Raw genomic sequence first — 23878 nt, 5'->3', positions numbered from 1 at the left:
TCGACCGCTTGGTGGGCTACGGAGGTCCGCCCTCCGAAGATGATCAGCCCGACGAACAGCACGAACGCGGGCAGACCGATCGTGGCCTCGATCGAGGCCGACCCACGTTGGTCGTGAATGGTCATGGGCTGGTGAGTCTCTCAACGGGCGCGCTGGCGCTCTGGAGGATCACCGGTGTCCAGCCCGGGATGACGCTCAGACTGTGTCCTTCGACGACCACGGTTGCGGTGGTCGCGGTCCGGATCGCCGAGGTCCTGGCACCGGGCAGGACGTCGTCGCCACCTGCGTCGGTGATGAACGCGGTGGCTGCTCTGATGCCGTCGGACTCCTGGCCGTTCTCACCTCCAGCGGCGCGGGCGCCCTCTTGCGCTGCCGCGATGGCCACGGTTCTGGCGTGGTAGAACAGGGCGGCCTGCATGCCCAGGAACATCACCGCGAACAGGGTGGGCAGCAGGATGACGAGCTCGATCGAGACCGAGCCACGTTCACCCCGGGGCGAGGCGCGGCGGCTACTTGATGTTGCCGGCTTGGCTTGTGACATATGCCTTCACCGCCGCGACCACGATCCCGACGATGGCAATGACCGCCACCGCCCACAGGACGTGCTCCGTCGTGACTGAGCCGCGTTCGTCGCGTCGCAGCCGTCGAACGTCCAGCCGCAGGCTGAGCGCGAGGAGGAATGTGAGGAGTTGATTCATCAGGTTCCTTTCGTGGGTCCCTTCCATGGGGGTCGTTGAGGGTCAGGTGTTGCTGAACATCCGCAGCAGGGATGGGGCGACGAGCAGAGCCATGAAGATGACACCGAGCAGGGAGCCGGGGATGCTCATGCGTTCGCCGATGGCATTGGCTTCAGCGAGCTCGTCGTTGAGCATTGCGGTGCGCATGGCTGATGAGCGGGCACGAAGACTGGCGTAGACGCTGACGCCCTCCTCGCCGGAGAGACGCATGATGTCCGCGAAGTCGTCGAGTTCTGGCAGCCCGAGTTCCTCCGACAGGGTGTGGAGCGCGTCCCACGGGGCCTGGCCGGACCAGCGGGAGCGGGCCAGCTCCTCGCTGAGGCGGGTGAAGACCCAGGATTCGCCGACGTCGGCGGCGGCTTCCATCGCCTGGCGTACGCCGGAGCCGTTGTTGCGCTCCAACGCGACGAGGTCGATGTAGGCGCCGAGAGCTCGGGTGAACTCGAGGCGCGCCTTCCGTGCGTCGTCGACAACGTTGTAGTTGGGCAGGAAGAACATCACGACCGCCAGTCCCAATGACGCGACGGCGGGAACAGCGGACGGGAACCCTAGTCCGATGAGGTCGAAGAAGAACGCGAGCAAGGGCGGGATGAACAGGCCGAGGAAGGCGAAGACGATCTTGTCGCCATAGAACCGGGCCAGGGGGATGCGCAGCAGGGCCAGTTCGCGGGTCGGGGTGCGCACCCATACCGATGGTGGGAGCGCCTTGATCGCCCACACACCGATGCGCTCCTTGCCGTGCGACGAGGACGCCAAGCCCGCCATGTTTGCCCGGCCTCTGGAGGGGGTCAGCCGTCCGAGTGCTTCGGCCAGGTCGGGCTCGGCCGGCATCATGCGTACGACGAGGAGCACCAGGCCGAGCCCGACCAGTGCTCCACCGGCCAGCGCGAGCTGCAGCCCGGTCGTCACGCGGCACCCCTGGTGCTGAGGATTCTTGGGAGGTTGCGCCCCACTGCCATCTGTCGCATCCAGATCAGCGTTGCGACGTACGCCGAGAGCAGAACGATCAGGATGGCCTGTCCGAGGGGAGTGCGGTACGGCTCGACGTAGCTTCCGGAGATCGCGAGCACGACGAGCACGCCGACGCTGATCAGCGTGACCCAACGCGCGGTCGCTCGCGGTTTGGCCCGGTCAGCCTCGACCTGACGACGAGAACGAACATCGGCCGCAACGGCTTCCGCGAGACCCTCCAGCACACTGGCGAGTCCGGCGCCTCGCCGGCGGGCACCGAGGATGAGGTTGGCGGCCACGAGGTCGCCGGTGGCGTCGTCGAGTTCGTCGGCGAAGGCACGCAGGGCGTCCTCAGTGACCCACCGGGAACGCAACCGCGCCACCAGCCGGGTCACCTCCGGAGCGATCGGAGCCGGCGTCGATCTCAGCGTTGCGACCAGGGCCTGCTCCAACCCGACTCCCACAGTGAGGACGCCGGCCAACGAGCGAGTCCATTCCTCCATCGCCTCGAGCCGCTCGATCCGCACGGCTGCGGAAGACGATGACAGCAGCGTGGGCAACCCGACACAGGCCGTGGGTACAACCACCAGAGCCAATACCCAGCCGGTGACCAGCCAGGCAACGACTCCAGCACCGAGGCCGGCCACGACAAGGATGCGTGTGCGTCGCGACAGACGCAGAACCCGCCTCGCCCGAGGGCGAGCTGGCAGTGTCTGGGTCGGATGCAGTCCTACCACCAGGCAAATGCATCCGGCGACCAGGAGGGCGCCGCCGAGAGCGGGGATCAGCACGATCACGACCGCACCTCCAGCTGGTCGAGGTAGCCGGCCAGGTCGAAGCCGTCTGCGGCGAGACCGCGGTACTCGTCGGGAAGGACAGCGGGAGAGGCGTTCCCCTCGACGTCCGGTGCGAACACGTGGGTAGTCGCGTATCCGGTCTCTCGCTCACCCGGCGCGATGGCGATGATCTCGGCGACCTGCCGATGACGCCGCGAGCACCCGTCGACCGTGGTGGTGCGCATGTCCAGGTGCACGATCAGATCGATCGTCGAGGCCAGCTTGCTCGTCGCCAAGGCGTGGGTGACGTGCGGTCCGGCCTCCATCGCGCAGGTCACGAGTTTGCGGATGGCCGCGACAGCATCAGAGGCGTGGGTGGTCGAGATGGAGCCGGTCCCCGACTCCATCGCCTTGATCATCGCCCAGATCTCCTTGCCCCTGACCTCGCCCACGATCTGGCGCGACAGATTGAAGCGGAAGGAGTCCACCAAGGCCTCATCGAGGGTGAACTCGCCAGCCTGGCGTCCATCGGCGCCGCGTTCACCGGATCCCGGGCGGGCCTCCCACGCATGGACGACCCGGTGCCGGTCACGCAACTCGTGCAGATGCAGCTCGTACTCGGTCTCGAAAGTCCCGATCGCCTCAAGGGGGTCGATCTCGGAGCAGAGGGCGCGAACCAGGGTGGTCTTGCCGGCTCCCTGGCTTCCGGACACGACGATGCTCTTGCGGGCGTGCACGGCAGCACTCAGAAAAGAGGCGGCCACAGGCGTGAGCATGCGCCGATCCACGAGCTCGTCGAGGGTGATCTCCATCAGCCGGTGACGTCGAATCACGACGGACGGGCGAGGGGTGACCCAGGCGGCTGCCGCCAGGCGTGAGCCGCCGTCGAGACGCAGGTGGAGGCGTGGTTGGGCTTCGGAGAATCCGCGGGCGTTAACTTCACTGCGAGAAGCGAGGAAGACTAGGAAGTCGATCAGCTCCTCGTCGGAGTCCGCGACCGCCGGCGCCTCAACCAGGGAACCGTCGATGAGCTCGAGGAGCACATTGTCGTGACCGGTGATGATGATGTTCTCGACCCGGTCGTCATCCACCAGCGGCTGCAACCGCCCGAGCCGGAACAGCGAGTCGAACACCGCCCGCGCGAGAGCATCCTGCTCGGTCACGGGCCACGGCGCGCTGCCGGTGTTGGCCCTGTCCGCAAGTGTCGACTCGATCAGGTCCAGCACGATCGCCCGACCGAGCTCCTCCTGCGCGGCACGGTCGAGTCGGCGGTCAGCGGCCACTGCGTGGCTCAGTTGCTCGGACGCCTGGGCGCGAATGGCCGCGACCAGTGACCAGTCCACCTCAGCCGTCGACGAGGCGCCGTCTGAGCCAGCGCCGTTGAGAGAGGACAGGATGCGGCCACGCTGGGGAACTGCGTGGTGCCCGTTGTGCTGGGGGAGTGGTTGGCTGAACAAGGGGAGGTGGGCAAGCTCGTCGACCCGTTCGCTGGACATCACCGCGCCCCTTCTAACAGGTCCGTGCGACGCCTGGCGATAGTCGAGTGGATCGCTGCGATCGCGGCGTGAAGGCTGCGTGCCAACGGCCCGGTCTCGAAGCGACGCGGAGGCGCCGCCCCGCGATGGAAGACGGCTGCCGCCTCCGCGTCCTCGGCGATGGTTGCGATCACGGGAAGGTCGAGGACGCTCGCGACCTCGCGTTGGCTGTACGGCGTGCCTTCGTCGACCAGGAGCACGCCTGACTGGTGCCAGTCGAACGCTCCACTCTGAAGCGAGTCTGCCCACGAGCGGGCGGCCGCGAGAGCAGGAAGGGTCGCCCGGGTGACCAGCAAAGTCAGGTCCGCGCCGGCGAGCAGGGGCTCGGCTGACCCGGTGAGACCGAGTCGCCCGGCGTCGACGATGACGTCTTGGCCGGTGGCCTCGAGCTCCGCCAGTGTCTCGGACAGCGGTTGCCACAGATCTCGCAAAGCGGCCGCCTGGGTGTGCGAGCGGGTTCCGGCAACAAATGAGACCTGTGATCCCTCGATCGGTTGGGCGACATCTGCCAGCGCATCCGGGATGCTGCCTGTGGCGAGGGCCAGTTCGATCAGCCCAGCGTCGTACTCGCGGGTGCCACGAAAGTAGCCTGCTAGCAGCCCGGAGCCGCCCGTCGGATCTGCTTCGATGAGCAGGACCGGTCGCGGCCACAGGAGTGCGAGCCCGAGTGCCGTTGTTGTCACTCCGGGGGATCCGGAAGCAGAAGCGAGCGCGATGACGGCCATAAGGTCAGCGCTCCCGCGAGTCCAGGACGATGGCAACGTTACCCGTGGCAACGCGCCCAGCCAGACCGGCGGCATCAACGTGAGGGACCAGCAGGTCGACGACGAGTTGGCCGGACTCGTCAACGACGTGGACGCCGACAACCTCCGCTTCGCTGAACGCGGGTGCCCCCGCTGCCGGCTTCTCGCCCTGTGCCGGGGTCACGATGACGCGCACGTGGTCTCCGCTCTGCAGTGCGACTCCCGGGGCCTGTGCCGGAGTCAGGGCCACTCCGACGATGGAGCTTCCTTCAGTGGGGATCACCGCCGCCGAGATCGAGTCCGGCGTGACCAAACCACCGCTGGCGATGTCGAGTGCGGCACGCTGACCGACGACCGTGGCAAAGTCCGACGCCGGCATCGGATTCAGTGCCGGGTCGGCGGTGAGCCGGACCCGCACCAGATCGCTTGCCTCGATTACGGCGCCTCGCTCGATGTTGTGCCGGGCCGCGAGAACTTCCTCAGTGTTGGTCGTCGCCGTCCAGGCCCATCCTGCGAGCAGGGCTCCGAGGCAGATCGCCACAATCGCGGCGGCAACCAGGGCCGGCCGACGCCTCAGCTTCGGAGGAGGCACAAGGGCAGTTGCGGCGGACGTCGACTCGTGGTCGAGGGTGCTGCCCGCTCGTGTGGCCGTACTACTCATCCTGGTTGCCTTTCATGTCGCTACCCCGCTATTGCACGAGTACCTGCGCTTCTCCGACGGCCACCTGGACGGAGCGTTGTAGCCCGTTGAGTCGGATGGTCCCGGTCTGTCCGGCGCCTATCCAGGTGATGACCCAGTCCGATGCCGCCGTCACCGTGTACTTCCCGCCCGACTCCGTTGAGCTCGACTTCAGATAGGTGTGCCCACAGTCCGGAGAGGCCTGCCGTCCGTAACTCGGTTCGTACGGCGTCCCGGCGCTCCTGCAGGTGACCTGGGAGCCGTCGCCCATGTCCCAGGTGATGTCCTCGACCCGCGCGGTGGCTGTCACGGTGATCCCGCCAGCAGAGGCGGACTCGGTGATCGGCCCGTAGCTATGGCTGTCCGGATTCTTGACCCATAGCCAGACCGGCATGCCGACGATCCCGACGTCGTCGGCCCCGGGCTCCGGTGTGATCCCAATGTCAATCGCCCGCAAGTTCATCTGACTGATCGCCATCTGCGCGACCTCGCGAGGTGTCGGCCCAGTGTCAGCGCCCGGGGGAGGATCCTGAGACCAGATCCGGATGTCGATGTCAGTCTGCGGCTGAAAGCAGACGTACACCGCGCCGTCACCTGGCTCATGCCCCTGCCAACTCGGATCACCGGCAGGCGGCTGAGGGTCGGCCGCGGAGATGTAGCAGTTGTAGTTGTTCGACCAATAGCCGTACTCCGAGGTGCACGGGACCGGCCCAGCCGGAGGTCTGCTCAGTCCCTGCTTTCCTGGATCCCAGTAACAGGCCTTCCCAGACCCGGTGTCTTCCGGTCCGTCGTCACCGGGATCGCCGGGGTTGCCGGGAACCTCGACCCAGATGAAACACTCTCCGGTCAGTGGATCCGTCACCTGGCAAACCGTGTCGGCGTGCGACGTTCCTGTGGCGACGAACAGCAGACCCGCCGATACGAGACTAAGGAGAAAGCCGTAGGTCAGGAGGCGGCGCATGGCGTCCGCTCAATGTTCTGGCTTGACGCGACGCGCCAGGCGCCGGACGGATCGGTGTCCCACTCGTAGTTCGCGACCGAGTACCGAATCCAACCCGTCTCAGCTCGGTCCGCATTCACGACCGACTTGCCGCTCTTGTCGAGAAGGTCAGCGTCGCTTACGTCGTAGCAGACATCGACCTGGACGGTCGGCACATCCCCGCCCTGGGGATCCGCGTTGTCGAGGCTGACGGTCTGAACCATCAACTCAGCGATCTGGGTGTCTCCAGTCTGATGCAACCCCTGCTGGCGCTCGCGCTTAAGCAACTTCTGTAGCGCGGACAGTTCGCTGCTCGTCGCTACCACCTTCAAATTGTTCAATGGAATCTTGGGGCTCTGCCGCAACTGATCACGCACGGCGTAGTACGACCGCACAAGATCGGAGGCCGCCTGCGATGCGATCTCCGAGTCGGACGGCGGCGCCGTGGTTGTGGTCGAGGTCGTGGGCGAAGTCGATGTCGACGCGGCCGACGGTGTGGGAGACGGCTCACCACCGTCAGAGTTGGTGCACGCAGTCACGCCGGCCAGCAGCAGTGCTGCGGTCGCCACCGCTCGTACTCTTCGAGAAATCGTCATTGCCCGAGCACCTACCTTCCTTCGCGAGCCGATCTCGTGAAGGACGTAGACGATGACTGCTGGCTGACCAGCTGGCCCCCGTCCCGTCCTTTATTCCACTTCAAGCGCTGTGAACGCAACGACTAACTTCGTTCACTTCTGCATTCGGAAGGTGCGCTGAGGTCTCCCCCTGTGGATAGACCGCCCCGATCGAGGCCTATGGACCCCAGAGGCTTGTTGGCCTGACACGTCTTGCAGTGCGAGGGGGGTTCGGTGAGAACCGCGCACCTCGTCGTCGTGAAGGGGTGATCCGGTGACAGTTGCGATGCGGGTGATGTCCGCTGGCAAGGGCTATCAGTATCTCTTGCGCAGCGTCGCTGCCGGGGACGGGAATCGGTCGTTGTCGACGCCGCTGACGCGTTACTACGCCGAGGCAGGCACACCGCCGGGCCGCTGGATGGGCACCGGCGTCCTGGCCTTCGGCAACGGTCAGATCACCCCAGGGGCCGAAGTCACTGAGTCGCAACTCGCACTGCTCTTGGGCATGGGCCGGGACCCGATCACCGGTGACAATCTCGGCAAGGCCTATGCGCAGTACAAGTCGGTTCAGGATCGCATTGGCGAACGGGTCGCGGAGCTCGAGCCGACCCTGAGCGCCGAAGAACGTGAAGCCCAAGTCACGAAGATCGAGGCTGAGGAATCCGAATCGGGCGGCCGTACGGCGGTCGCCGGCTACGACTTCACCTTCAGCGTGCCGAAGTCGGTTTCGGTGTTGTGGGGCGTTGCGGACGCGGGCACGCAGGCAATGATCGTGGAGGCGCACCATGCGGCCGTCGAGCACGTTGTCGACTTCATAGAGCGAGAGGTCGCGGCCACCCGTCGCGGCACCGCCACTGGCGATGGCGCGGTTGCCCAGGTCGACGTCTTGGGGATCGCGGCAACCGCTTATGACCACTGGGACTCTCGGGCCGGTGACCCGCAGCTGCACACCCACGTAGTGATCTCCAACAAGGTCAAGACCCTCGGTGACGGCAAGTGGCGGGCCCTTGACGGGCGCCCGATGCATGCCGCGGTGGTCGCCCTCTCCGAGCACTACAACGCCGTACTCGCAGATCGGCTTACCGGCACCTTCGGGCTCGGCTGGGAGCGACGGCTGCGAGCTGAGGACCGCAACCCCCTATGGGAGATCACGGGCGTCAGCGACGACCTGATCGCTGAGTTCTCCAGCCGCACCCGTGCCATCGAAATCGAGAAAGAGCGCCTGATCACGGAGTACGTCGACCGGTATGGCCGCAGGCCGTCGCGGGCGACCGTCATCCGTCTACGCTCTCAGGCCACGCTGGCTACGCGGCCGGAGAAGCAGGTCAGGTCCCTGGCCGACCTGACCGCCGACTGGCGTCAGCGCGCCGGGAGATTGCTCGGCGCCGACCCCACCGAATGGGCAGGCGGCCTCACGACGGGAACTGTGCCGTCTGTGCTCCAGGCGGGCCATATCCCGATTGATCTGATGGCCGAGGTCGGCGCAGTCGTCGTCGCGCGGGTCAGCGAGAAGCGATCGACCTGGCGCCACTGGAACCTCTGGGCCGAAGCCGTGCGACAGACGATGGGCTGGCGTTTCGCCACCGTTGAGGACCGCGAGGCCGTGACCGCGATCATCGTCGAAGCCGCCGAGCGGGAATCGCTCACCCTGACGCCACCTGAGTTGGCCACCTGCCCAATGACCTTCCGTCGCTCAGATGGCACCAGTTGCTTCCGACCGAAGCACTCGACTGTCTATTCGTCAGCCGACATCCTTGCCGCCGAGGACCGGCTTCTCGCTCGTGCCGAGGATCGCGACGCATCGACCGTCGAGCTCGCAGCGGTCGAGCACGGCGCCACCCGTCAGGCCGAGCGCCAGGCCCTGAGTCGGGAGCAGGTGACTGCCCTCGAAAGCATCGTCGGCTCGGGTCGCCAGATCGACCTCCTGGTAGGTCCGGCTGGGGCTGGCAAGACCACGGCGATGCGAGCACTGCTCTGCGCCTGGACGGGGGAGTACGGGAAGGGGAGCGTCGTTGGACTCGCACCATCGGCGGCAGCCGCCCAAGTACTCGGTGGCGATCTCGGCGTCGCGTGTGACAACACGGCCAAGTGGTTGCACGAGCACGACCGAGGAAATGTCGCGTTCCGACGCAATCAACTCGTGATCATCGACGAGGCGACCCTGGCGGGTACACGGACCCTCGACCGCCTGACCGGGCTCGCTGCGGAAGCCAGCGCGAAGGTGTTGTTGGTCGGTGACTGGGCACAACTCCAGTCGGTGGATGCGGGTGGGGCCTTCGCGATGCTCGCCGAGGCCCGTGACGACGTTCCCGAACTCGCCGAGATCCATCGTTTCACCCACCAGTGGGAGAAGGCCGCCTCGCTCGACCTGCGCCACGGACGGGTCGAGGCCATTGGCACCTACGCACGACACCACCGGCTACGCGACGGCAACACCGAGGAGATGATCGACGCCGCGTACGCCGCCTGGCGCGCCGACACCCGGGCCGGACTCAAGAGTGTCCTCGTGGCCGAAGCGGCCCAGGCGGTGCACGACCTCAACGCCCGTGCCCGAGCCGAACGCCTCCTCGATGGCAACACCGATCCCGGCCGTGAGGCCCATCTCGCTGATAGCACCAGTGCATCGGTCGGCGACCTGGTCATCACCCGCCGAAACGATCGTCGCCTGCGCTCGGTCCGCGGTGGATGGGTTCGCAACGGAGACCGGTGGATCGTCATCGACGTCCGCACTGATGGCTCGATCGCTGTCCGACGGCAGAGTCACCGCTGGGCCGCGGCCGTCGTGCTCCCACCCGAGTACGTCGCCAAGAACGTCGACCTCGGCTACGCGGTCACCGCTCACAGGGCCCAAGGCCTCACCGTCGACACCGCCCACGTCGTCGTCTCGGGGTCCACGACGAGAGAGAACCTCTACGTCTCCATGACCCGCGGCCGAGACTCCAACATCGCCTACGTCGCCCTGGACAAGCCCGACGACAGTCACGCCGCACCAAACCCAGAGGACACGACCGCAAGCACCGTCTTGTACGGAGTGCTTCAGCACTCCGGCGCCGAACTCTCCGCTCACCAGATCATTGAGGCCGAGCAGGAACGCTGGTCCTCCATCGCGCAACTTGCCGCCGAGTACGAGACCATCGCAGGCAAGGCCCAACACGACCGCTGGGCCACACTCATCAGGGGCTCCGGCCTGACCCCCGATCAGGCCGAATCGGTGATCGAGTCCGACTCGTTCGGTCCGCTGACGGCGGAACTGCGCCGCGCCGAGGCGTACCACCACCAGGTTGAGGCGGTACTTCCGAAGTTGGTCGCGAGCCGACCGCTCGACGATGCCCAGGACATCGGCGCGGTGCTCCGCAGCCGCCTCCGGCACGCAACCACACAGCCGAGACGCGGAAGGAACCGGCCTGAACCGAGGCTCATAGCCGGACTCATCCCTATCGCCAGTGGCGCCATGGGTGACGAACTACGCACCGCGCTGACCGAGCGCCACCAACTCATCGAAGCCCGAGCAACGGCACTAGCTGCGGAAGCCATCCGCAAGGCCGAGCCATGGATCCGATCCCTCGGCGAGCTGCCCACGGACCCGAACGTTCGGGATCGCTGGACGGGAACCCTCCGAGCTGTCGCCGCCTACCGAGACAGATACGGAATCGATGCCCAGACCCCGCTCGGACCGGTCCCTGCAACTGACACCCAGCGACATGAAGCCGCCCTCGCCAAGCTCGCGATCCGCCGAGCTGAGGCAATGTCTCGCCAAGCGTCAGAAGGCGATGCCCGCTGCCCAGCGGCGAACATCGAAGGCGCTGCGATTCGCTAGCGATCTGCCACAGACCCAGTTCTGTCCGGGTCTTCCACAGGATCTCCACGATTTGCGCGGCCAAGTGCTACCAGCGGTTACGGATGGGGCACAGGCAGCCCACCCGCCGCTGCCGACCGAAGGGATTTCTCATGCTGTTCACGCTTTCGGTTCGCCTCGCCGCCACGATCCACAACCTTCTGCGCGCAGCGCCAACCAATAGATTGATTTCGGTGCTCCGAACCCCGCGGGGCCTGAACTGGGCACTGCCCACCTCCCTCGCGCTCGTCCCCATCTATGTGTTCCTTGCCAGCATGGCGACCACCCTCCTCGAGAGCGGTGGGCCCGGCTGGGTCAACCTGGTTGTGCTGACCTGTATCTGGAATGCCATCAAGTTCGCTGGACTGGCTCTGCTCAGTCCGTGCCTGCTCGTGCGTCGTCGGGCATTTCACGACCAGATGGACCTGATGTCGAGCGAGATTTTCCCGAGCTCCTGAGCGGTCGATGAGAAAACCCAACTGCGGCCTTCCGCCCAGAATGAGCGTGTCCCCCCACCTCCACCAAAGATCGCTGTCTGCTGATGCATTCGACACGCCCGCTTGGACGCCACCCCTTGGGTGTAGCAACGCCGCCGCCACGTCGTTACCGAACCGGTCCTTCCGACCCGGAACATCTTCGTGGGCAGCTAGCAGGCGCGAACGCGTATATCGGTTCATGAAGAGAGGCAGGACGTTTGGTCGCTCCGGCACGCCCTGCTCGTCAGCACACACTGACGAGCCGTTGGGCGACATCAGATCTACGTGTAAAGCGCAATTCGCTATGGCGCAGAGGCCGCAAGTCTTTGCCTCTGCAGTCAACCGTACTAAATGCCCCACCCATTGCTCGCCGCGATCTCCGACACCGGCGCCTGGCCCGCGAGACGAGTACCGATCCTTTCGGCCGCTAGGCGTGTCAGATCGGCCGGCCACTCGTCCGGCCTTCTAAGGATCTCCTCTGCTTCTCCCATCAGAAGCTTTGCAACATTCCTTGTTGAAAGGGTTCCGTCCGGCACGCTGCCCCGGGAGTCTCGAAAAAGTTCAACCGGAAGGACATCCCGTGTTGATGCCAGAAACTCTAAGAGCGCTTGTCGGATTGCCCCATCGTAAGGCCAAAAGGCGACCAAGTTTGAGGTCATATGCGCGCCGACGTGATCCCGGGTCCTTGTGTTCCCAGCAATCCATAGCAACACTGCCAACCGCGAGGGTGACGAACCAGCGTTCACGGTGATTGTCACGTTCAGGTCGCGCGCCAAAGGTGACTCCCGACTTACCCTGCGGATGACATTTGCGATTGTTGCAAATTGACCATCTGATAGCACGGCAAGGCTTCGTTCGAGACTACGTTGATTCCACCTAAGGACGCTGTTGGTCGCAAAGCTGAATGCAGAGCAGACATAGGTCATCGCACTCAACGAATCGTCGTTCGCTATGTGTTCGGCCTCCAGCACCCACCATTGGAGCTCTCCGCCGTAGGCACGCGCCTCGGCGAACCATCGACTCAGCTCTGTCGTGCTGCTACCTCGACGGATGCGACCATTCTGTGAGACCGGCCGCTCACGGACAATCGCTACGGACAGAATCTGGCTCCGCAACGGCCAACAATCCTCACCCCACACCGCGGCATACTCCGGCAAGTCGAGGTGGGAGTCGTTAGTCGTCCTGCTGTCGAGTGTTAAGGCGTAGTCGCAAAGCTGTCGGCGCACCTTGAGCAAACGCGTTTCTTGGTGGGCCTCATAGGTCGAGTGAATCGCGCAGCTGGCGTCAGACGACGCGCGCGGTTGGCGAAGCCCCAGGGCATCCCTACTTGCGAGGCTCAACAGGTTGTGACTATCGGCTACTGCCCCTGACACGAACGCATCGACCTCGCCCGTCATAACTTCATGTAGGACTCGAGCCTCAAGGTCGCGGCGATGACACCGCAGGTTGATGGTCTCCACCAGCATCGCTGCCAATCGCCCGTCATCCAGATCTACGAGCCTGTTTTCCAAATCCGGCGCCTCCAGCAACGAGGGAGCGTCGTCCAGTGCGATGGCACCCCTCGCCCACAACGAGAAGTCTGTGACGTCGCGCCTCGCTCGCCAAACCTCGGTCAGACCGGGCGCGCCCATCCCGTTCAATATCGCCGCGATGCATACCAATTCGGCTACGTTATCCGCCGCGCTCGCTCTCGCCCGGAGGTTGGTCGCAGCCAACTTCGCAGCCCTCGGGTCACCAAACCGTAGACCGTCTCTTGCAGAAGTAAGAAGCCCGTCACTTACGAAGTACACGCCCTGACCACGCAGAATCAGGTCGACTACGTCACCGACTGCAATCTCGATCTGGCCGGAGAAAACCAAGTCGTCGAGGAGCAGCTTCGCGATGTCACGTGGCAGCGGGTGGTAACCAAACTTTTGATCCTCCAGGATCTGGCGCAAAGCGTACGGTATGCCCGGCACCTCCCCCGACACAAGATTGCCGGCCAAGAAGCGAAGAACGTTTTGCCAATAAGGTCGGGTTGCCAATGCGCCAATACAGGCACCTCTCGTGTTGTTAGGAGTGTTGGATGGCGCCTGATCATAGATGTGCTGCGCCGCGAAGAATTCGCGCAGGGGTTGTACTTCGAAAGCGAACTCGTCCGAGTCCATTTCGCGCTGCACCAGACATAGCACGCGGTCCGTAACCGACGCGAACAGTTCCTCAACGAAAGCCGAATCAAGTCCTCGCGGCAGAAGGTACTCCGAAAGCACCTGCTTGAGGTCCCTCAACTTGACGGCACCCGTTGACTCTCCCCGCTCGACCGCTGTGTGAATTCGCCATGCCAAGAGTTTGTGAAAGGCGACTAATGTCTCGCGGTTCTCCGATACGATCGCGAACTTCGCTTCGCGATCGAAAAAAATGTCGATGTATCTCTCGTACAAGGCGGTGCGCTTCTGCGGCAGGACCGTGCGTCGTTGCATTAGATGCAAGAGGATCGCCAGTTGCATGGGGTTTCCAGCTAACTCCGCAACGTGGGGGACAGTGATACTCTTCGTGAATGTCTCGCGTAGTTCGCGCACCTCTCGAGCGTCGAGTCTGGTCTGGCTCGTCCAGCGCTCGAGGTACTTCATCCGCAGCGGCGGCGTGAGTTGCTGCAGAAGTAGCGTCTGAAATTCGGAATCTCTCCAGAGCGGCCGTCCCACCAAGCCTGGCCGTGATGCGACTATGATTTGAACGTCGACTCCAGCAGCCATAAATCTTGCAGCCGCTTCACGGATCTCGTCTGAAACGATCTCACGCATTCGTGCGTTGGCTACCTCGTCAAGGCTGTCCAGCGCCAGCATAAGGGGCGTTCTGGCTAGGAAGTGCGCGAGGTCTTCGACGGTGAAATCGGTTTGTGACTGCTCAGCGATGATCTCGCATAGGTAGAATTCAAGAGTGCCTCGACGTCGCTGCCTTCCTTTGGCTCCGTCTTGTCCATGAGTTTGCTTGTTGGAGCGCCGCCATTCTGCGAATTCCGGCAAGTCGATCTTGATTGGAGTCCGCTTGATGACGGTGACGTGTATTAAGTCTGCAGTGGAGGCCAGGTACTCAGGCTTCTGCAGGAGTCGCGCCCGATAGAACTGTGTGACATATTGCAGAAGGGTCGTCTTGCCTTGGCCGGGTCCCCCGACGACGACTGCGTTGCCAGTCCACTTCGGATGAAGCAGCAATTGCGCAGCCCCGACCGAGCGTGGTCGGCCTCCTGGCGCCCGCGGCTTGGGAGGGCTCAGCTCGGCAACCAGGAGATGTGCTGCCGAACGCTCGGATGCCTTGACCGGAACGTCAATGAACATGCTGTCTACGGTGACCCCGCTCAGATCAACCTGACGGAAACGAATTTCGTTGTCGCGCGCGAACTGAACCGCGACGAGATCTCGAACGGCCCGGTCGAATCGCTGAGCCTTTTGTGACTGGTTTCGTGACTTTCGAGCGGCTCCTTGGCCGCAGAACTGTGCCGCCCAAGCGGCACCGAAGCCAGCCTCAACCACAAGCGGCATTGAGCGGAGCTTTAGGGAGAGAGTTTCCTGACCCCAGACTGAGAAATCGAAGCGGCCGCGGTACTTCTGCCGCAGGCGGACGATTGCATCGACCTTCCTAGCATCGCTGTCAATTGGAGCCGATGTGACCAAGACGAAGGCATCCGCCGCGGGCAGTTCAGACGTGCTTGGCGACTCCAGTTGAGTCGCGTACAACTGGACCGCTTCTTCGATCTGAGGGACCGAAAGGTTGCGGTATCGTTTTGCCTGGTAGGCGATTGACTGACCCTGCGTCGTCTCCTCGTAGATGTCGAGACCGCCTTGCGCCTGTCCCGACCGGCCGTAGAGATGTAGCACAGGACTACGGGACTGGCTCAGCAGGAGAGCTACGACCCACTCGAACTCGCTAGGGCTCAAGGCGTCGAACGGCAGTCGCCTGGGCGACCTAGTTGGCGGGGGTGCAAGGTCTGCGGCCTCTACACGCAAGTCATCGAGGTTCAACTCAACGCTTCGCTCCAAGGTCCGCCCCTCCGCATTGGCTGGACTGAGTCTATGCACTTTTGGGATGACGCATTCCATCCTTGTCGACACTTTCCTCAGCCACTCACGTCAATGCCTGCGGCGGGGACCTACACTCGCTGGTGCATGAAGAGCACCTCGAGACACTCTTGAGCATGCGACGGGCGTCCCTGTGTCCGTGGTGAATCACTTCAGCGGGCCAGCATTCTGTGACGCGGTCGATCAGCAACGCCGCGCGGTAGTCCCACCCGCCTGCGCCGCCTCACTTCGCCTCTAGCTGGACGCGGATGCTGAGCGGCCGCTTTGACGGCGCCTCTTTGTGGCACCTTCGCCGTGCATCGATACGTACGCAGGCAATGCCCACGCCGATGAAGTACGGGTCCGCTGACCCTCATCCGACGATGCCGCGCTGCGCGCGCGGCGCAGGCCGGCGTCCTTCTGAGTGGGATGAGCGCCAAAGACGATGGGATCGCCGGGGGTGCGTCCGCGTCGCCGTCGACAATCTGTCAAGCGTGCCAGGCGGGCGTGCCTGGCTGCGATTAGGCTGGGGTAAGTGGCTGAGGTGGTGTATCCCTTCCGGCGTGGAAGCGGCGGTGTCTCGATGCGCGGATGGCTAGTGCGACGGGGCGTGCCCACACCCAGGACACATGGCACGCATAAGCCGGTCGCACGACGAGTCGCGAGACCACGCGTCGGACCATTTTGGATGCCCGACCGCTAACATCCCGGTAGCGCTTCGCTCTTGACGGGGGGTCAGAATGGTCACGGCACTACACATCGAGACAGTCATCCTGCACGGCATCAACAAGACAATTCGCGGAGAGGCAACGGAGCCAGATCTCAGCGACGGGGCTTCGGATCTTTCGGACCGGATCAGGGGATTCCTTCAGGAGCAGGTCCGAACCGCCCTCAAGCACGGCCGTCAGATCGTCGAAGAGACGGGGCTGTCCGGCACCGGAGATCTAGTGCGCGGTTTCTGGACATCGAAGCACGACTTGCTGACGTGCTCACGAGAGCTGGCCCGAACGCTGCAGCACAGTCAACCGGCGCAAAGCCCAGAGGGACTGCTCATGGTGGCCGACGCCCGCGCGGATGGGCAACGAGTCTTCGTGCTCGCCAAACTCGAGCACGAGCGCGGCGCACAAGCCACGCGCGAACGGGACGCGCAAGGAAACATGATTTACACCATGCAGTTCTTGGATGACCTGTTCTTCACTACAGGCTCCCGAGTCTTCAAGATCGGATACTTTCCAATAACCGCGGACCCCGAAGCAGCGTTGCAGGGGCTGGTCGTCGATCGCCAAGCGCAGGCACATCATGTTGCACGCTATTTCCGCGAGTCCTATTTAGGATGCGTATGGCGAGAGCGGCCCGAGTTAGTGACCGAGCGGTTCTACGACACTGTCCAGTCCTGGATTGACACCGTTGGAGATCCAGAGAAGCGCGCCCGTTACCAGGTCGGGCTCATATCCGAACTCCAGAGTCAAACGACGGGTCTTTCAGTTTCGGGATTCGCGACCAAGCACCTCGACGCGGGTGACCGAGATGACTTCGTTGCCACGGCCCGACAGGTACTGCCCGCAAGCGAACTCCCCAAGTCGCTCGAGTTCGTCAAGGCCAAGTTGAACAACGTCCGCATCGATACCGCCACCGGCACCATTGTCATTGCACCGCCCGAACGTATGAAGGACGGAACAGTGAGGATCGAAGACGACCAGCTTGGCGTTAGCACGATCACGATTCACGACACAATCGAGAAGACTTCAGGCACCGGCCAGTTCAAGCAGTCGTGATCGGATGAGCCCAGCTGGCGACCCGATTGAGAAGGCGCTCCGACGCTTCTCCGACGCACGACCGCGGTTCGAGCGTGCTGCCGAAGCCGTGATCGAAGAGCTTCGTGACATCCTCGGGGCGGGCGGAATTGCGCCACGGCTGACCCATCGCGTGAAAGATCTGAGCAGCTACCGCACCAAGGCGATCCAGAAGGGTTATAGCGACCCCTGGGGGGAGGTCACAGACAAGGTCGGAGTCCGGGCACTGGTCGAGCGTGCCAGCGACGTCGACCGAATTCACCAACTCATCGAAGGCTCGGGTCGCCTCGACATTGCGACCGTCACCGACAAGCGACTCGAGCTCGGGACTGAGACACTCGGCTACTCGGGACTACACCTGGATCTGTGGGCGCCACCCGAAGAGGGTGACCAGGAGCCAATCCCGTGCGAGCTGCAACTCCGCACGGTCGCTCAGGATGCGTGGTCGGTGGTATCGCATAGGTTGATGTACAAGACCAAGGCTCAATTATCCAGGGAAGACGAGCGGGCAATCATGAGGCTCGCCGCACTGGTCGAGCTGTTCGACGAGGAGGTGGATCGAGTGATGGACAAGCAGGCCGCCCTTGCTCCCGCCGTTCACGCCGGTCAGCCTGGGGTCTTGGAGTCGGTCGTTGGTCAGTACGCTCGATTCGAAAGGAATCAGGGCGACCTCGATCTCACTAGAACCAGCCTGGAGGCGGTTCTCGCTGCGATAGATCCGGCCGAGCGAGACGCCTACCCCGAGACTCTGGCGGCCTACGTCGACCACAATCGCGACGTCCTCGCGCAGCTCTACGCCGAGTACGGACCGGAGAGTCAGATGGCGTTCGTCACTGACTATGTGCTCTGGTCGCAACCAGAGAGCGTTGCACTCCTAGAGAGCCTCGACAGTCGACCTAACAGCCTGGTGTCGGCCTGGCGCGATGCCGGGCTCCCCGACGCTTGGCTACGACCAATTGCTGCACACACGGGCGCCGAGGTGGAGATATAACCCGACCGGCTCGCAACGCGCACTGGGCGCGCAGAGTCGTCGCGAGCTGAGCGCATCGAATTGTCGAGGGTGGCATCCAAGTGCGGGGTCGGCCAGACTGCGCCGCATGAGCGACTGGGTTGGGGTGGTGATCGGCGGGCTGGCACTCGGGCTGTCCGGATACACGTGGATAGTCCAGCACCGGCGGCAAGTCCTTGCCGACCGGGCCGCTGACGTGACTGTGGCCTTCCACTGGCTCCGGGTGCGAGCACATGTCACGATCCCTGGACGTGGCGAGTTCCAAGCGGGCTACCACCTGGTCCTCACAAACCGAGGGCCGGCAGCGGCACGCAACGTGGACGTGCGGCTGAGCGACTCTGATGGCCATCCACTGACGTTGCTCGACCTGGTCCCGGGCGAGTTGCCGCTTGCCGTTCTAGACGCCGATGGCAGGTACCCGATTCCTTGGATCTACGAGCCATTCTCACGCCACGCGCGGCGCTTCGAGGCGATCGTCAGTTGGACCGACGACGCCGGGCCACATCAGCGGCGAGTGCCGCTTCGACGCGGCCAGCTTCCTGATTGAGCTTCCAACCTTTATCGAACCAGTGGGGCGGGGCAGGCTCCAAGGGATTCGCGACCCTCATTGCTAGGCGCGTCTCTCCGCCGCCAGTCGACCAGGCCGCTCACTTGGAGTGACGGCCAGAGCCGAGTTGGATGGGCAGATGGACTGGAGCGATTGGGACCAGAAGTCGCTGGAGGACAAAGGCTTTGTCGGGTGGATCCGATGGGCCGACTGGCCACCACCCAAAACAGAACTTCCTGCATCGGCCGGGGGCGTGTATGTCCTATTTCGACGGTCGCAGTCGGAACCGAGCTTCTTGGATCGCTCGACTGGAGCGACGCACAAGAAGCGCGACCCGAGCTTGGGCGGTGATGCCCTCACGGCCAACTGGGTGCCCGCGGCCAATGTCGTCTACATCGGCAAGGCAGATCACCACCGACTGCTTGACCGGCTCAACGAGTACCAGGCCATGGGCGCCAGGCCAACCGGTAGCCACTGGGGAGGCCGACTCATCTGGCAGTTGAGTGACTCGAGCGAACTGCTCGTTGCCTATCTCGTGCTGCCACCCACCGACATTCCGCGCAACGTCGAGAAGAAGATGATCGAGGGTTTCCGTCGACGCTACGGAAAGCCGCCCTTTGCGAACGATCCGCACCTCCTTGGACGCTAGGGGCGACCGGCAACGGACCCCTTGGACGGGACACGAAGTGTCCCATTCCACCGCGAAACGGATACGGCTTTCGAGAGACTGTTCACGGTGAACTGCTGATCATGCGTCGGCTCGCGTCGGGGCATTGATTCACGGCATCGGATGATGCGGCGCCGTCTCCTGGTCAGAGGTCGAGCGTCTCCGATTGAGGTGGGGCGGCGGCTGAGTTGGTCCATTGGTGGACGAGTCGCCCGATGCGGGTCAGGTCTCCGCTGGGGAGTTCGTCGGCGACGACGAGGTCGAGGCGCTTCTCAGACCAGGCGGCGACTCCGAGGCCACGGTGATTGCCGGCCGGGTGTTGGCGGGATGTGGTGTCCCATGACCTCGACCAGTGCGAATGGGTGATCTGAAGTGTGCCGTCCACTGGTGCGATCGCGTAGAGGTCGACGTCGACTGGTCGGCGACTTGTCGGTGACGGAGACTGGAGGAAGTGGGGGATCGAAGCGGTGATGGCTGGAGCCGGACGGTCGCCAGCTGCTGGGGACGCGGTGTGGGCGAGGTTCCATCGGGTCCAGGTGCCGAGCCAGACGTCGTAGTCACAGACCTGTGGGTAGCCCTGGACGGAGAGCCCCGCGATCACCAGTCGCCCCGGCGCCGGGGCTGTCGCACTGAGGCCTGAGGAGAGCTTCCGGGAGCCGACGAACGGGTCCAGTGATTCCCATCGTCCCCAACCGGTCGCGGAGTCTCGCCACAGGTGCATCAGTTCGCCGGCGGGGCCCTTGGCGAACACATCGAGTCTTCCCGGGGCCCAGGAGGCCACCGCAGGTGAGCAACCTGGATCGAGCGCCCCGCCGAGGTTTGCCCACATGCCCCAACCGGTGGCGACGTCGTGTGCGAGCGTGTGCAGGGTGCCGTCGTCGCCGATGATGAAGGCATCGATCCTTCCCGGCTCCCAGGAGCAGGCGGCTACCCCGGAGCGTCGACCGACCGTGGGTGTGGCACCGTCGATTGATTCCCACACACTCCCCAGCGGCATGTCTGACGCGTGCCAGGTGTGCAGCATCCCGGTCGAGGTTGAGCAGAAGAGGTCCAGCCGGTCGGGGCCCCAGGTCGACACACCTGGGGTCGGCCCTACCTGTCGTCCGCCCGGCTCGTAGGGCTCCAATTCGGAATCGGCGTACGCCGACGGGCTGAAGGAAGGCACCGAGAAGTCGGGCTGGACTCCGACGAAAGTGGTGGATGCCGGGCTCGACGCGAGCACACCCATTCCGAACCGGGCGAAGGCGGACCAGGCCTCGTGCATCCGCAGTTGCGCATCGCCACTCGTCCACCCCGATGCGGTAGCCATGTCGTCGAGGGCGCTGAGCACGGCATCGCGCGCCTGCAGGAAGGTCGGGTTCGAGGGAGTGAGTTTGAGAGCATCGAGCACCAGCTGTGCGGTGATCTCGGTCCCCAGTCTCCGGTCCACCTCCATCAGCGCCGCACACCAGATCTCGCCGTAGTCATGCTCCTCGGCTGAGGGTTTGGACGGGGCGAGATCTGAGTAGAAGCTCGGGTAGTTCTGGTCATACGGATTGCTTCGCATTCCTGCGGAGCTGTTCACGACCCAGGACCCAACCACATTGAGACCGGTGACGACGCACGCGAAATAGTCCGCCCATCCTTCATTCATCCCCGCGGACTGGGCGGCGTCCAAGGCAGTGGTGCTGGTTTTGCCGCCAACCAGGCGATTCACCACCCCGTGGGTGTATTCGTGGATCACGACCGACTCGTCCAGTGCGGTGTGCCTTCCCGTCGGCACATACAGGCCCATCCGCAGTGTGGGGGACGCTCCATCCACCGATGGGCCCATACTCGCTGTTCCCTTGACCTTCCCTGGATAGACCAGTGCGTTGACTCTGTCCTGGTCCTCGGCGCCGTTCTCGTCGTAGTCGTCCAGCTGAAAGTTGCCGTCCCCTTCCTTGAAACCCAGCAGCCAGAACAGGTCGTGGGCATAGCTGCAGAAGTACTGGGCTGCCACTCGCCGGATGTCCTCGTCACTCGTGGGGCGGAACTGGATGACCCCGTCGACCACGGAGCCGACGGCCTCACCGCCGGTGTCGAGCGTCACCGAGACGCAGTTTCCTTGCGTGGAGTCCTTGGTGATCCAGTCATCCCTGGGAAACCCATCGATGCCGCCGGAGGGCGTCTTGACGGGGTAGCGACTCAAGGGTTCGGGCATTGCCCGCAGTAGCGCCGCGGTGTCGGGGTTCGGCGCGGACACCATGGCGTTGGCCACTACCTCACACACACGCGACCGGCTGTACAGGACCTCTCCGGCGACGCTGTCCACGACCAGACGGAAACTGCCCTGGGCGTCGGGAAGATCGAGACTCACCTGCCAGCCGAGCACCAACATTGCGCCGAGATCGAACCAGGCCAGGGACACCAAGGCCGTCGTAGACCAAGGCGAAAGGCCGACCCACGTCGTCCGCTGAGCATCGTCTCCGGCCGAAGAGATCGTGATCCCGACCGATCCCGGGTCGATGTCGACACCCTTGCGAGGCTGCCCAAACGAATCCAGGCCGTCATCAGCGACGTGGTCAGGCTCCGCGAGGTGCTTGAGCGCCACAAGGACCGCATCGACGGGATCGATCCCCGGACTCGCCGGCCCCTGGTCAGACCACCCCACCACAGTTCCAGTGACCTCGACCGGGAGACCGGCGCAGGAGAAGCGCACAGTGAGTCCAGCTTGGAACACCGGAATGTCCGCGAACGTCTGCTCGAAATGAACGGCCACCGCACCAGAGCTGGTGGGCGAAACTGTCGACTCGACTCGCCAGCGCGACGCGTGGGCCGCGCCGGGGTCCTCATCACCCGTCACAGAACTGATAACCGACTGGGCCACAGCCGACAGCCCTGCCACGTCGTCGTTGGCCACCGGGTCATGCCCGGTCAGGTTCCCGCGCAGTTGGAAGATTCGCCGAGACATCGCCCCGTCGTCATCGAGCCGGGTGATCTCCCTGACATCCACTTCGCGACTCATCACGGATCCTATGTTGGAGGCCGAGAACACCACGAGGTGTGGCCCCTCCGGACGCTAGAGCGACCTACGAGACCTGTCAAAGGAATTGTCGATGAAGACCGGGTCGCCCGAGATGAGGTTGCGACATTCCGCGAACAGGACGCGCGTTCAACCTGGATGATCGGGTCTCCGGGAACGCAGTTCGAGCGCCGACTGAAGCCGGTAGGTCAATAGCTTGGCCTGGAGCAGGCCCGCTCCTGGAACTTGACCGAGAATCGCCGTTCGTGTCGGGACTTGAGGTCGAGGGGCACGCCGTCCGTGGGAGGCCTAGGCTCCCGGCATGGGAATCGTGCACCACACAGCCACACTGTCGCCCACCAAGCAGGAGCTCGTCGAGGCATGGCTACCAAGCCGGTCGTGGGCCGCAGGGCAGAAGATCGCCGGCAAGGTCGCGGAGTATCGCTTTGACGACCCCGATGGCGAGGTGGGCGTCGAGACCATCCTCTGGCGCACCGACGACGACATCGTCCTCCAGACGCCGCTGACCTACCGGGCTGCTCCTCTCGGCGGTGCGGAGGCTCACCTGATTGGCACCACGGAGCACTCAGTGCTCGGCGAGCGATGGGTGTACGACGGGTGTGGTGACCCGGTGTGGGCCGCCACGCTGGTCGACACGATCGAGACAGCCGGCCGACAGGCCCAGATGTTTATTGAGAAGGATGGCCGGCGAGTCGATGTGCCTCCCCGGATGCAGGTCCGCGGCAGTGGCAGCGACGGCTCCGCCCCTCGGGTCAGCAGTATCGACGGGGTGACCGACGAGGACGCCGTCACGGTCGTGACCGCCGATCAGGTCGAGATTGCCGTCGCTCGCGTCGTCGGTGCGCAGCTCGGCAACGGCCCGCACCTCACCGCGAGCGTCGCCGACAGCAACGAGACCACGGTGCTGGCCGTCCTGCGCCGTCCCTGACGATCCCCTCCAACGACCCATCCGATGACTTGCTGACAGTCGCGACCTTGTTCTGAGGCGCGCCCGCCACGAGGGCAATCCAGGGCAGGCTGACCCCATGGAACATCGCTACACGCTGACCGTGACCTGGACCGGGAACACCGGGGATGGCACCTCCACATACCGCGGATACAAACGCACTCACACGGTGGAGGCCGAAGGACCGCCCGAGCTACTCGGCTCGGCGGACCGTACGTTCCATGGCGACCGCGAGCGATGGAACCCCGAGCAGCTCCTTCTCGCCTCACTGGCCCAGTGCCACATGTTGTCCTATCTCCACGTGTGCGTTGAGGCGGGCGTCGTCGTGACCCATTACCTCGACCGCCCGACCGGTTCGATGACAACCGGGGCCGACGGGAGCGGACGGTTCACGGAGGTGGTGCTACATCCAGAGATCCTCGTCACCAACGACAGCATGATCGAGGCCGCACGGGACGCGCACCGCCGTGCCAATGAGTTGTGCTTCATCGCCAACAGCGTCAACTTTCGCGTGCGCCACGAGCCAGCCATCCGCGTCTCCGCCTGAACCTCG

At 64.2% G+C, this 23878-nt stretch carries 20 protein-coding genes; 8 read left to right on the top strand and 12 right to left on the bottom strand.

Features of this window, described 5'->3' with window-relative positions; translation table 11 throughout:
• The 10 genes from AB7I40_RS23200 to AB7I40_RS23155 all read right to left on the bottom strand — a co-directional run.
• Positions 1 to 125: TadE/TadG family type IV pilus assembly protein (locus AB7I40_RS23200; RefSeq protein WP_428348141.1), on the bottom strand; the 125-nt coding region annotated here is incomplete at its 3' end.
• Complete coding sequence (locus AB7I40_RS23195; RefSeq protein WP_428347431.1) at positions 122 to 541, bottom strand: TadE family protein; 420 nt, start codon at positions 539 to 541, stop codon at positions 122 to 124. The genes AB7I40_RS23200 and AB7I40_RS23195, both read right to left, overlap by 4 nt.
• On the bottom strand, positions 510 to 698 hold the full coding sequence (locus AB7I40_RS23190; RefSeq protein WP_428347430.1) for a hypothetical protein: 189 nt from the start codon (positions 696 to 698) through the stop codon (positions 510 to 512). Before AB7I40_RS23190 ends, AB7I40_RS23195 begins: the two co-directional genes overlap by 32 nt.
• Before the next feature lie 42 nt (positions 699 to 740).
• Positions 741 to 1646, bottom strand: a complete 906-nt coding sequence (locus AB7I40_RS23185; RefSeq protein WP_428347429.1) for a type II secretion system F family protein — start codon at positions 1644 to 1646, stop codon at positions 741 to 743.
• Positions 1643 to 2335 (bottom strand): type II secretion system F family protein, encoded by a 693-nt coding sequence (locus tag AB7I40_RS23180; RefSeq protein ID WP_428347428.1) that lies wholly within the window; start codon positions 2333 to 2335, stop codon positions 1643 to 1645. Before AB7I40_RS23180 ends, AB7I40_RS23185 begins: the two co-directional genes overlap by 4 nt.
• A gap of 146 nt (positions 2336 to 2481) precedes the next feature.
• Complete coding sequence (locus tag AB7I40_RS23175; RefSeq protein WP_428347427.1) at positions 2482 to 3960, bottom strand: CpaF family protein; 1479 nt, start codon at positions 3958 to 3960, stop codon at positions 2482 to 2484.
• Positions 3960 to 4682, bottom strand: a complete 723-nt coding sequence (locus tag AB7I40_RS23170) for a MinD/ParA family ATP-binding protein (RefSeq protein ID WP_428347426.1) — start codon at positions 4680 to 4682, stop codon at positions 3960 to 3962. Before AB7I40_RS23170 ends, AB7I40_RS23175 begins: the two co-directional genes overlap by 1 nt.
• Positions 4683 to 4728: 46 nt before the next feature.
• Positions 4729 to 5403 carry an SAF domain-containing protein gene (locus tag AB7I40_RS23165; protein WP_428347425.1) on the bottom strand — a complete coding sequence of 225 codons (675 nt, stop codon included), beginning with the start codon at positions 5401 to 5403 and terminating at the stop codon, positions 4729 to 4731.
• A 28-nt stretch (positions 5404 to 5431) separates the two neighbouring features.
• Positions 5432 to 6382 carry a hypothetical protein gene (locus tag AB7I40_RS23160; protein ID WP_428347424.1) on the bottom strand — a complete coding sequence of 317 codons (951 nt, stop codon included), beginning with the start codon at positions 6380 to 6382 and terminating at the stop codon, positions 5432 to 5434.
• Positions 6367 to 6969: a hypothetical protein gene (locus AB7I40_RS23155; RefSeq protein WP_428347423.1), complete on the bottom strand. Its 603-nt coding sequence runs from the start codon at positions 6967 to 6969 to the stop codon at positions 6367 to 6369. Before AB7I40_RS23155 ends, AB7I40_RS23160 begins: the two co-directional genes overlap by 16 nt.
• Positions 6970 to 7288: 319 nt before the next feature.
• Between AB7I40_RS23155 and mobF the strand changes: the two genes are divergently transcribed.
• On the top strand, positions 7289 to 10831 hold the full coding sequence (mobF, locus tag AB7I40_RS23150) for a conjugative relaxase TrwC/TraI family protein (RefSeq protein ID WP_428347422.1): 3543 nt from the start codon (positions 7289 to 7291) through the stop codon (positions 10829 to 10831).
• A gap of 131 nt (positions 10832 to 10962) precedes the next feature.
• Positions 10963 to 11307: a hypothetical protein gene (locus tag AB7I40_RS23145; RefSeq protein WP_428347421.1), complete on the top strand. Its 345-nt coding sequence runs from the start codon at positions 10963 to 10965 to the stop codon at positions 11305 to 11307.
• Between the two features lie 365 nt (positions 11308 to 11672).
• Here the strand turns inward: AB7I40_RS23145 and AB7I40_RS23140 are convergent, their stop codons facing one another.
• A complete protein-coding gene (locus AB7I40_RS23140; protein ID WP_428347420.1) occupies positions 11673 to 15179 on the bottom strand; it encodes an NACHT domain-containing protein in 3507 nt (1168 codons plus the stop codon).
• 920 nt (positions 15180 to 16099) lie between these two features.
• Here AB7I40_RS23140 and AB7I40_RS23135 point away from each other — a divergent pair.
• From AB7I40_RS23135 to AB7I40_RS23120, 4 genes are all read left to right on the top strand, one after another.
• Positions 16100 to 17134: a nucleoid-associated protein gene (locus AB7I40_RS23135; RefSeq protein WP_428347419.1), complete on the top strand. Its 1035-nt coding sequence runs from the start codon at positions 16100 to 16102 to the stop codon at positions 17132 to 17134.
• 4 nt (positions 17135 to 17138) lie between these two features.
• Positions 17139 to 18143 carry a GTP pyrophosphokinase gene (locus tag AB7I40_RS23130; RefSeq protein WP_428347418.1) on the top strand — a complete coding sequence of 335 codons (1005 nt, stop codon included), beginning with the start codon at positions 17139 to 17141 and terminating at the stop codon, positions 18141 to 18143.
• Positions 18144 to 18249: 106 nt separating this feature from the next.
• A complete protein-coding gene (locus tag AB7I40_RS23125) occupies positions 18250 to 18708 on the top strand; it encodes a hypothetical protein (RefSeq protein WP_428347417.1) in 459 nt (152 codons plus the stop codon).
• A 139-nt stretch (positions 18709 to 18847) separates the two neighbouring features.
• Positions 18848 to 19357 carry a hypothetical protein gene (locus AB7I40_RS23120; RefSeq protein WP_428347416.1) on the top strand — a complete coding sequence of 170 codons (510 nt, stop codon included), beginning with the start codon at positions 18848 to 18850 and terminating at the stop codon, positions 19355 to 19357.
• 163 nt (positions 19358 to 19520) lie between these two features.
• On the opposite strand, the gene AB7I40_RS23115 is transcribed toward AB7I40_RS23120, so the two are convergent.
• Positions 19521 to 22361 carry a M36 family metallopeptidase gene (locus AB7I40_RS23115; RefSeq protein ID WP_428347415.1) on the bottom strand — a complete coding sequence of 947 codons (2841 nt, stop codon included), beginning with the start codon at positions 22359 to 22361 and terminating at the stop codon, positions 19521 to 19523.
• Between the two features lie 319 nt (positions 22362 to 22680).
• Between AB7I40_RS23115 and AB7I40_RS23110 the strand changes: the two genes are divergently transcribed.
• Positions 22681 to 23307, top strand: a complete 627-nt coding sequence (locus tag AB7I40_RS23110) for a CG0192-related protein (RefSeq protein WP_428347414.1) — start codon at positions 22681 to 22683, stop codon at positions 23305 to 23307.
• A gap of 121 nt (positions 23308 to 23428) precedes the next feature.
• Positions 23429 to 23872: an OsmC family protein gene (locus AB7I40_RS23105; RefSeq protein ID WP_428347413.1), complete on the top strand. Its 444-nt coding sequence runs from the start codon at positions 23429 to 23431 to the stop codon at positions 23870 to 23872.
• Positions 23873 to 23878 lie beyond the last annotated feature (6 nt).

Origin of the sequence: Nocardioides sp. (genome assembly GCF_050246775.1) — a bacterium.
GTDB lineage: Bacteria > Actinomycetota > Actinomycetes > Propionibacteriales > Nocardioidaceae > Nocardioides.
Note: the sequence above shows the minus strand (reverse complement) of the source record. Positions and strands in the feature narration are given on the sequence as shown.

Coding starts and splice junctions, on each gene's coding strand:
- AB7I40_RS23195 (WP_428347431.1), bottom strand. CDS start 541: ATGTCACAAGCCAAGCCGGCAACATCAAGTAGCCGCCGCGCCTCGCCC.
- AB7I40_RS23190 (WP_428347430.1), bottom strand. CDS start 698: ATGAATCAACTCCTCACATTCCTCCTCGCGCTCAGCCTGCGGCTGGAC.
- AB7I40_RS23175 (WP_428347427.1), bottom strand. CDS start 3,960: ATGTCCAGCGAACGGGTCGACGAGCTTGCCCACCTCCCCTTGTTCAGC.
- AB7I40_RS23165 (WP_428347425.1), bottom strand. CDS start 5,403: ATGAGTAGTACGGCCACACGAGCGGGCAGCACCCTCGACCACGAGTCG.
- AB7I40_RS23160 (WP_428347424.1), bottom strand. CDS start 6,382: ATGCGCCGCCTCCTGACCTACGGCTTTCTCCTTAGTCTCGTATCGGCG.
- AB7I40_RS23145 (WP_428347421.1), top strand. CDS start 10,963: ATGCTGTTCACGCTTTCGGTTCGCCTCGCCGCCACGATCCACAACCTT.
- AB7I40_RS23135 (WP_428347419.1), top strand. CDS start 16,100: ATGGTCACGGCACTACACATCGAGACAGTCATCCTGCACGGCATCAAC.
- AB7I40_RS23130 (WP_428347418.1), top strand. CDS start 17,139: ATGAGCCCAGCTGGCGACCCGATTGAGAAGGCGCTCCGACGCTTCTCC.
- AB7I40_RS23125 (WP_428347417.1), top strand. CDS start 18,250: ATGAGCGACTGGGTTGGGGTGGTGATCGGCGGGCTGGCACTCGGGCTG.
- AB7I40_RS23120 (WP_428347416.1), top strand. CDS start 18,848: ATGGACTGGAGCGATTGGGACCAGAAGTCGCTGGAGGACAAAGGCTTT.
- AB7I40_RS23115 (WP_428347415.1), bottom strand. CDS start 22,361: ATGAGTCGCGAAGTGGATGTCAGGGAGATCACCCGGCTCGATGACGAC.
- AB7I40_RS23110 (WP_428347414.1), top strand. CDS start 22,681: ATGGGAATCGTGCACCACACAGCCACACTGTCGCCCACCAAGCAGGAG.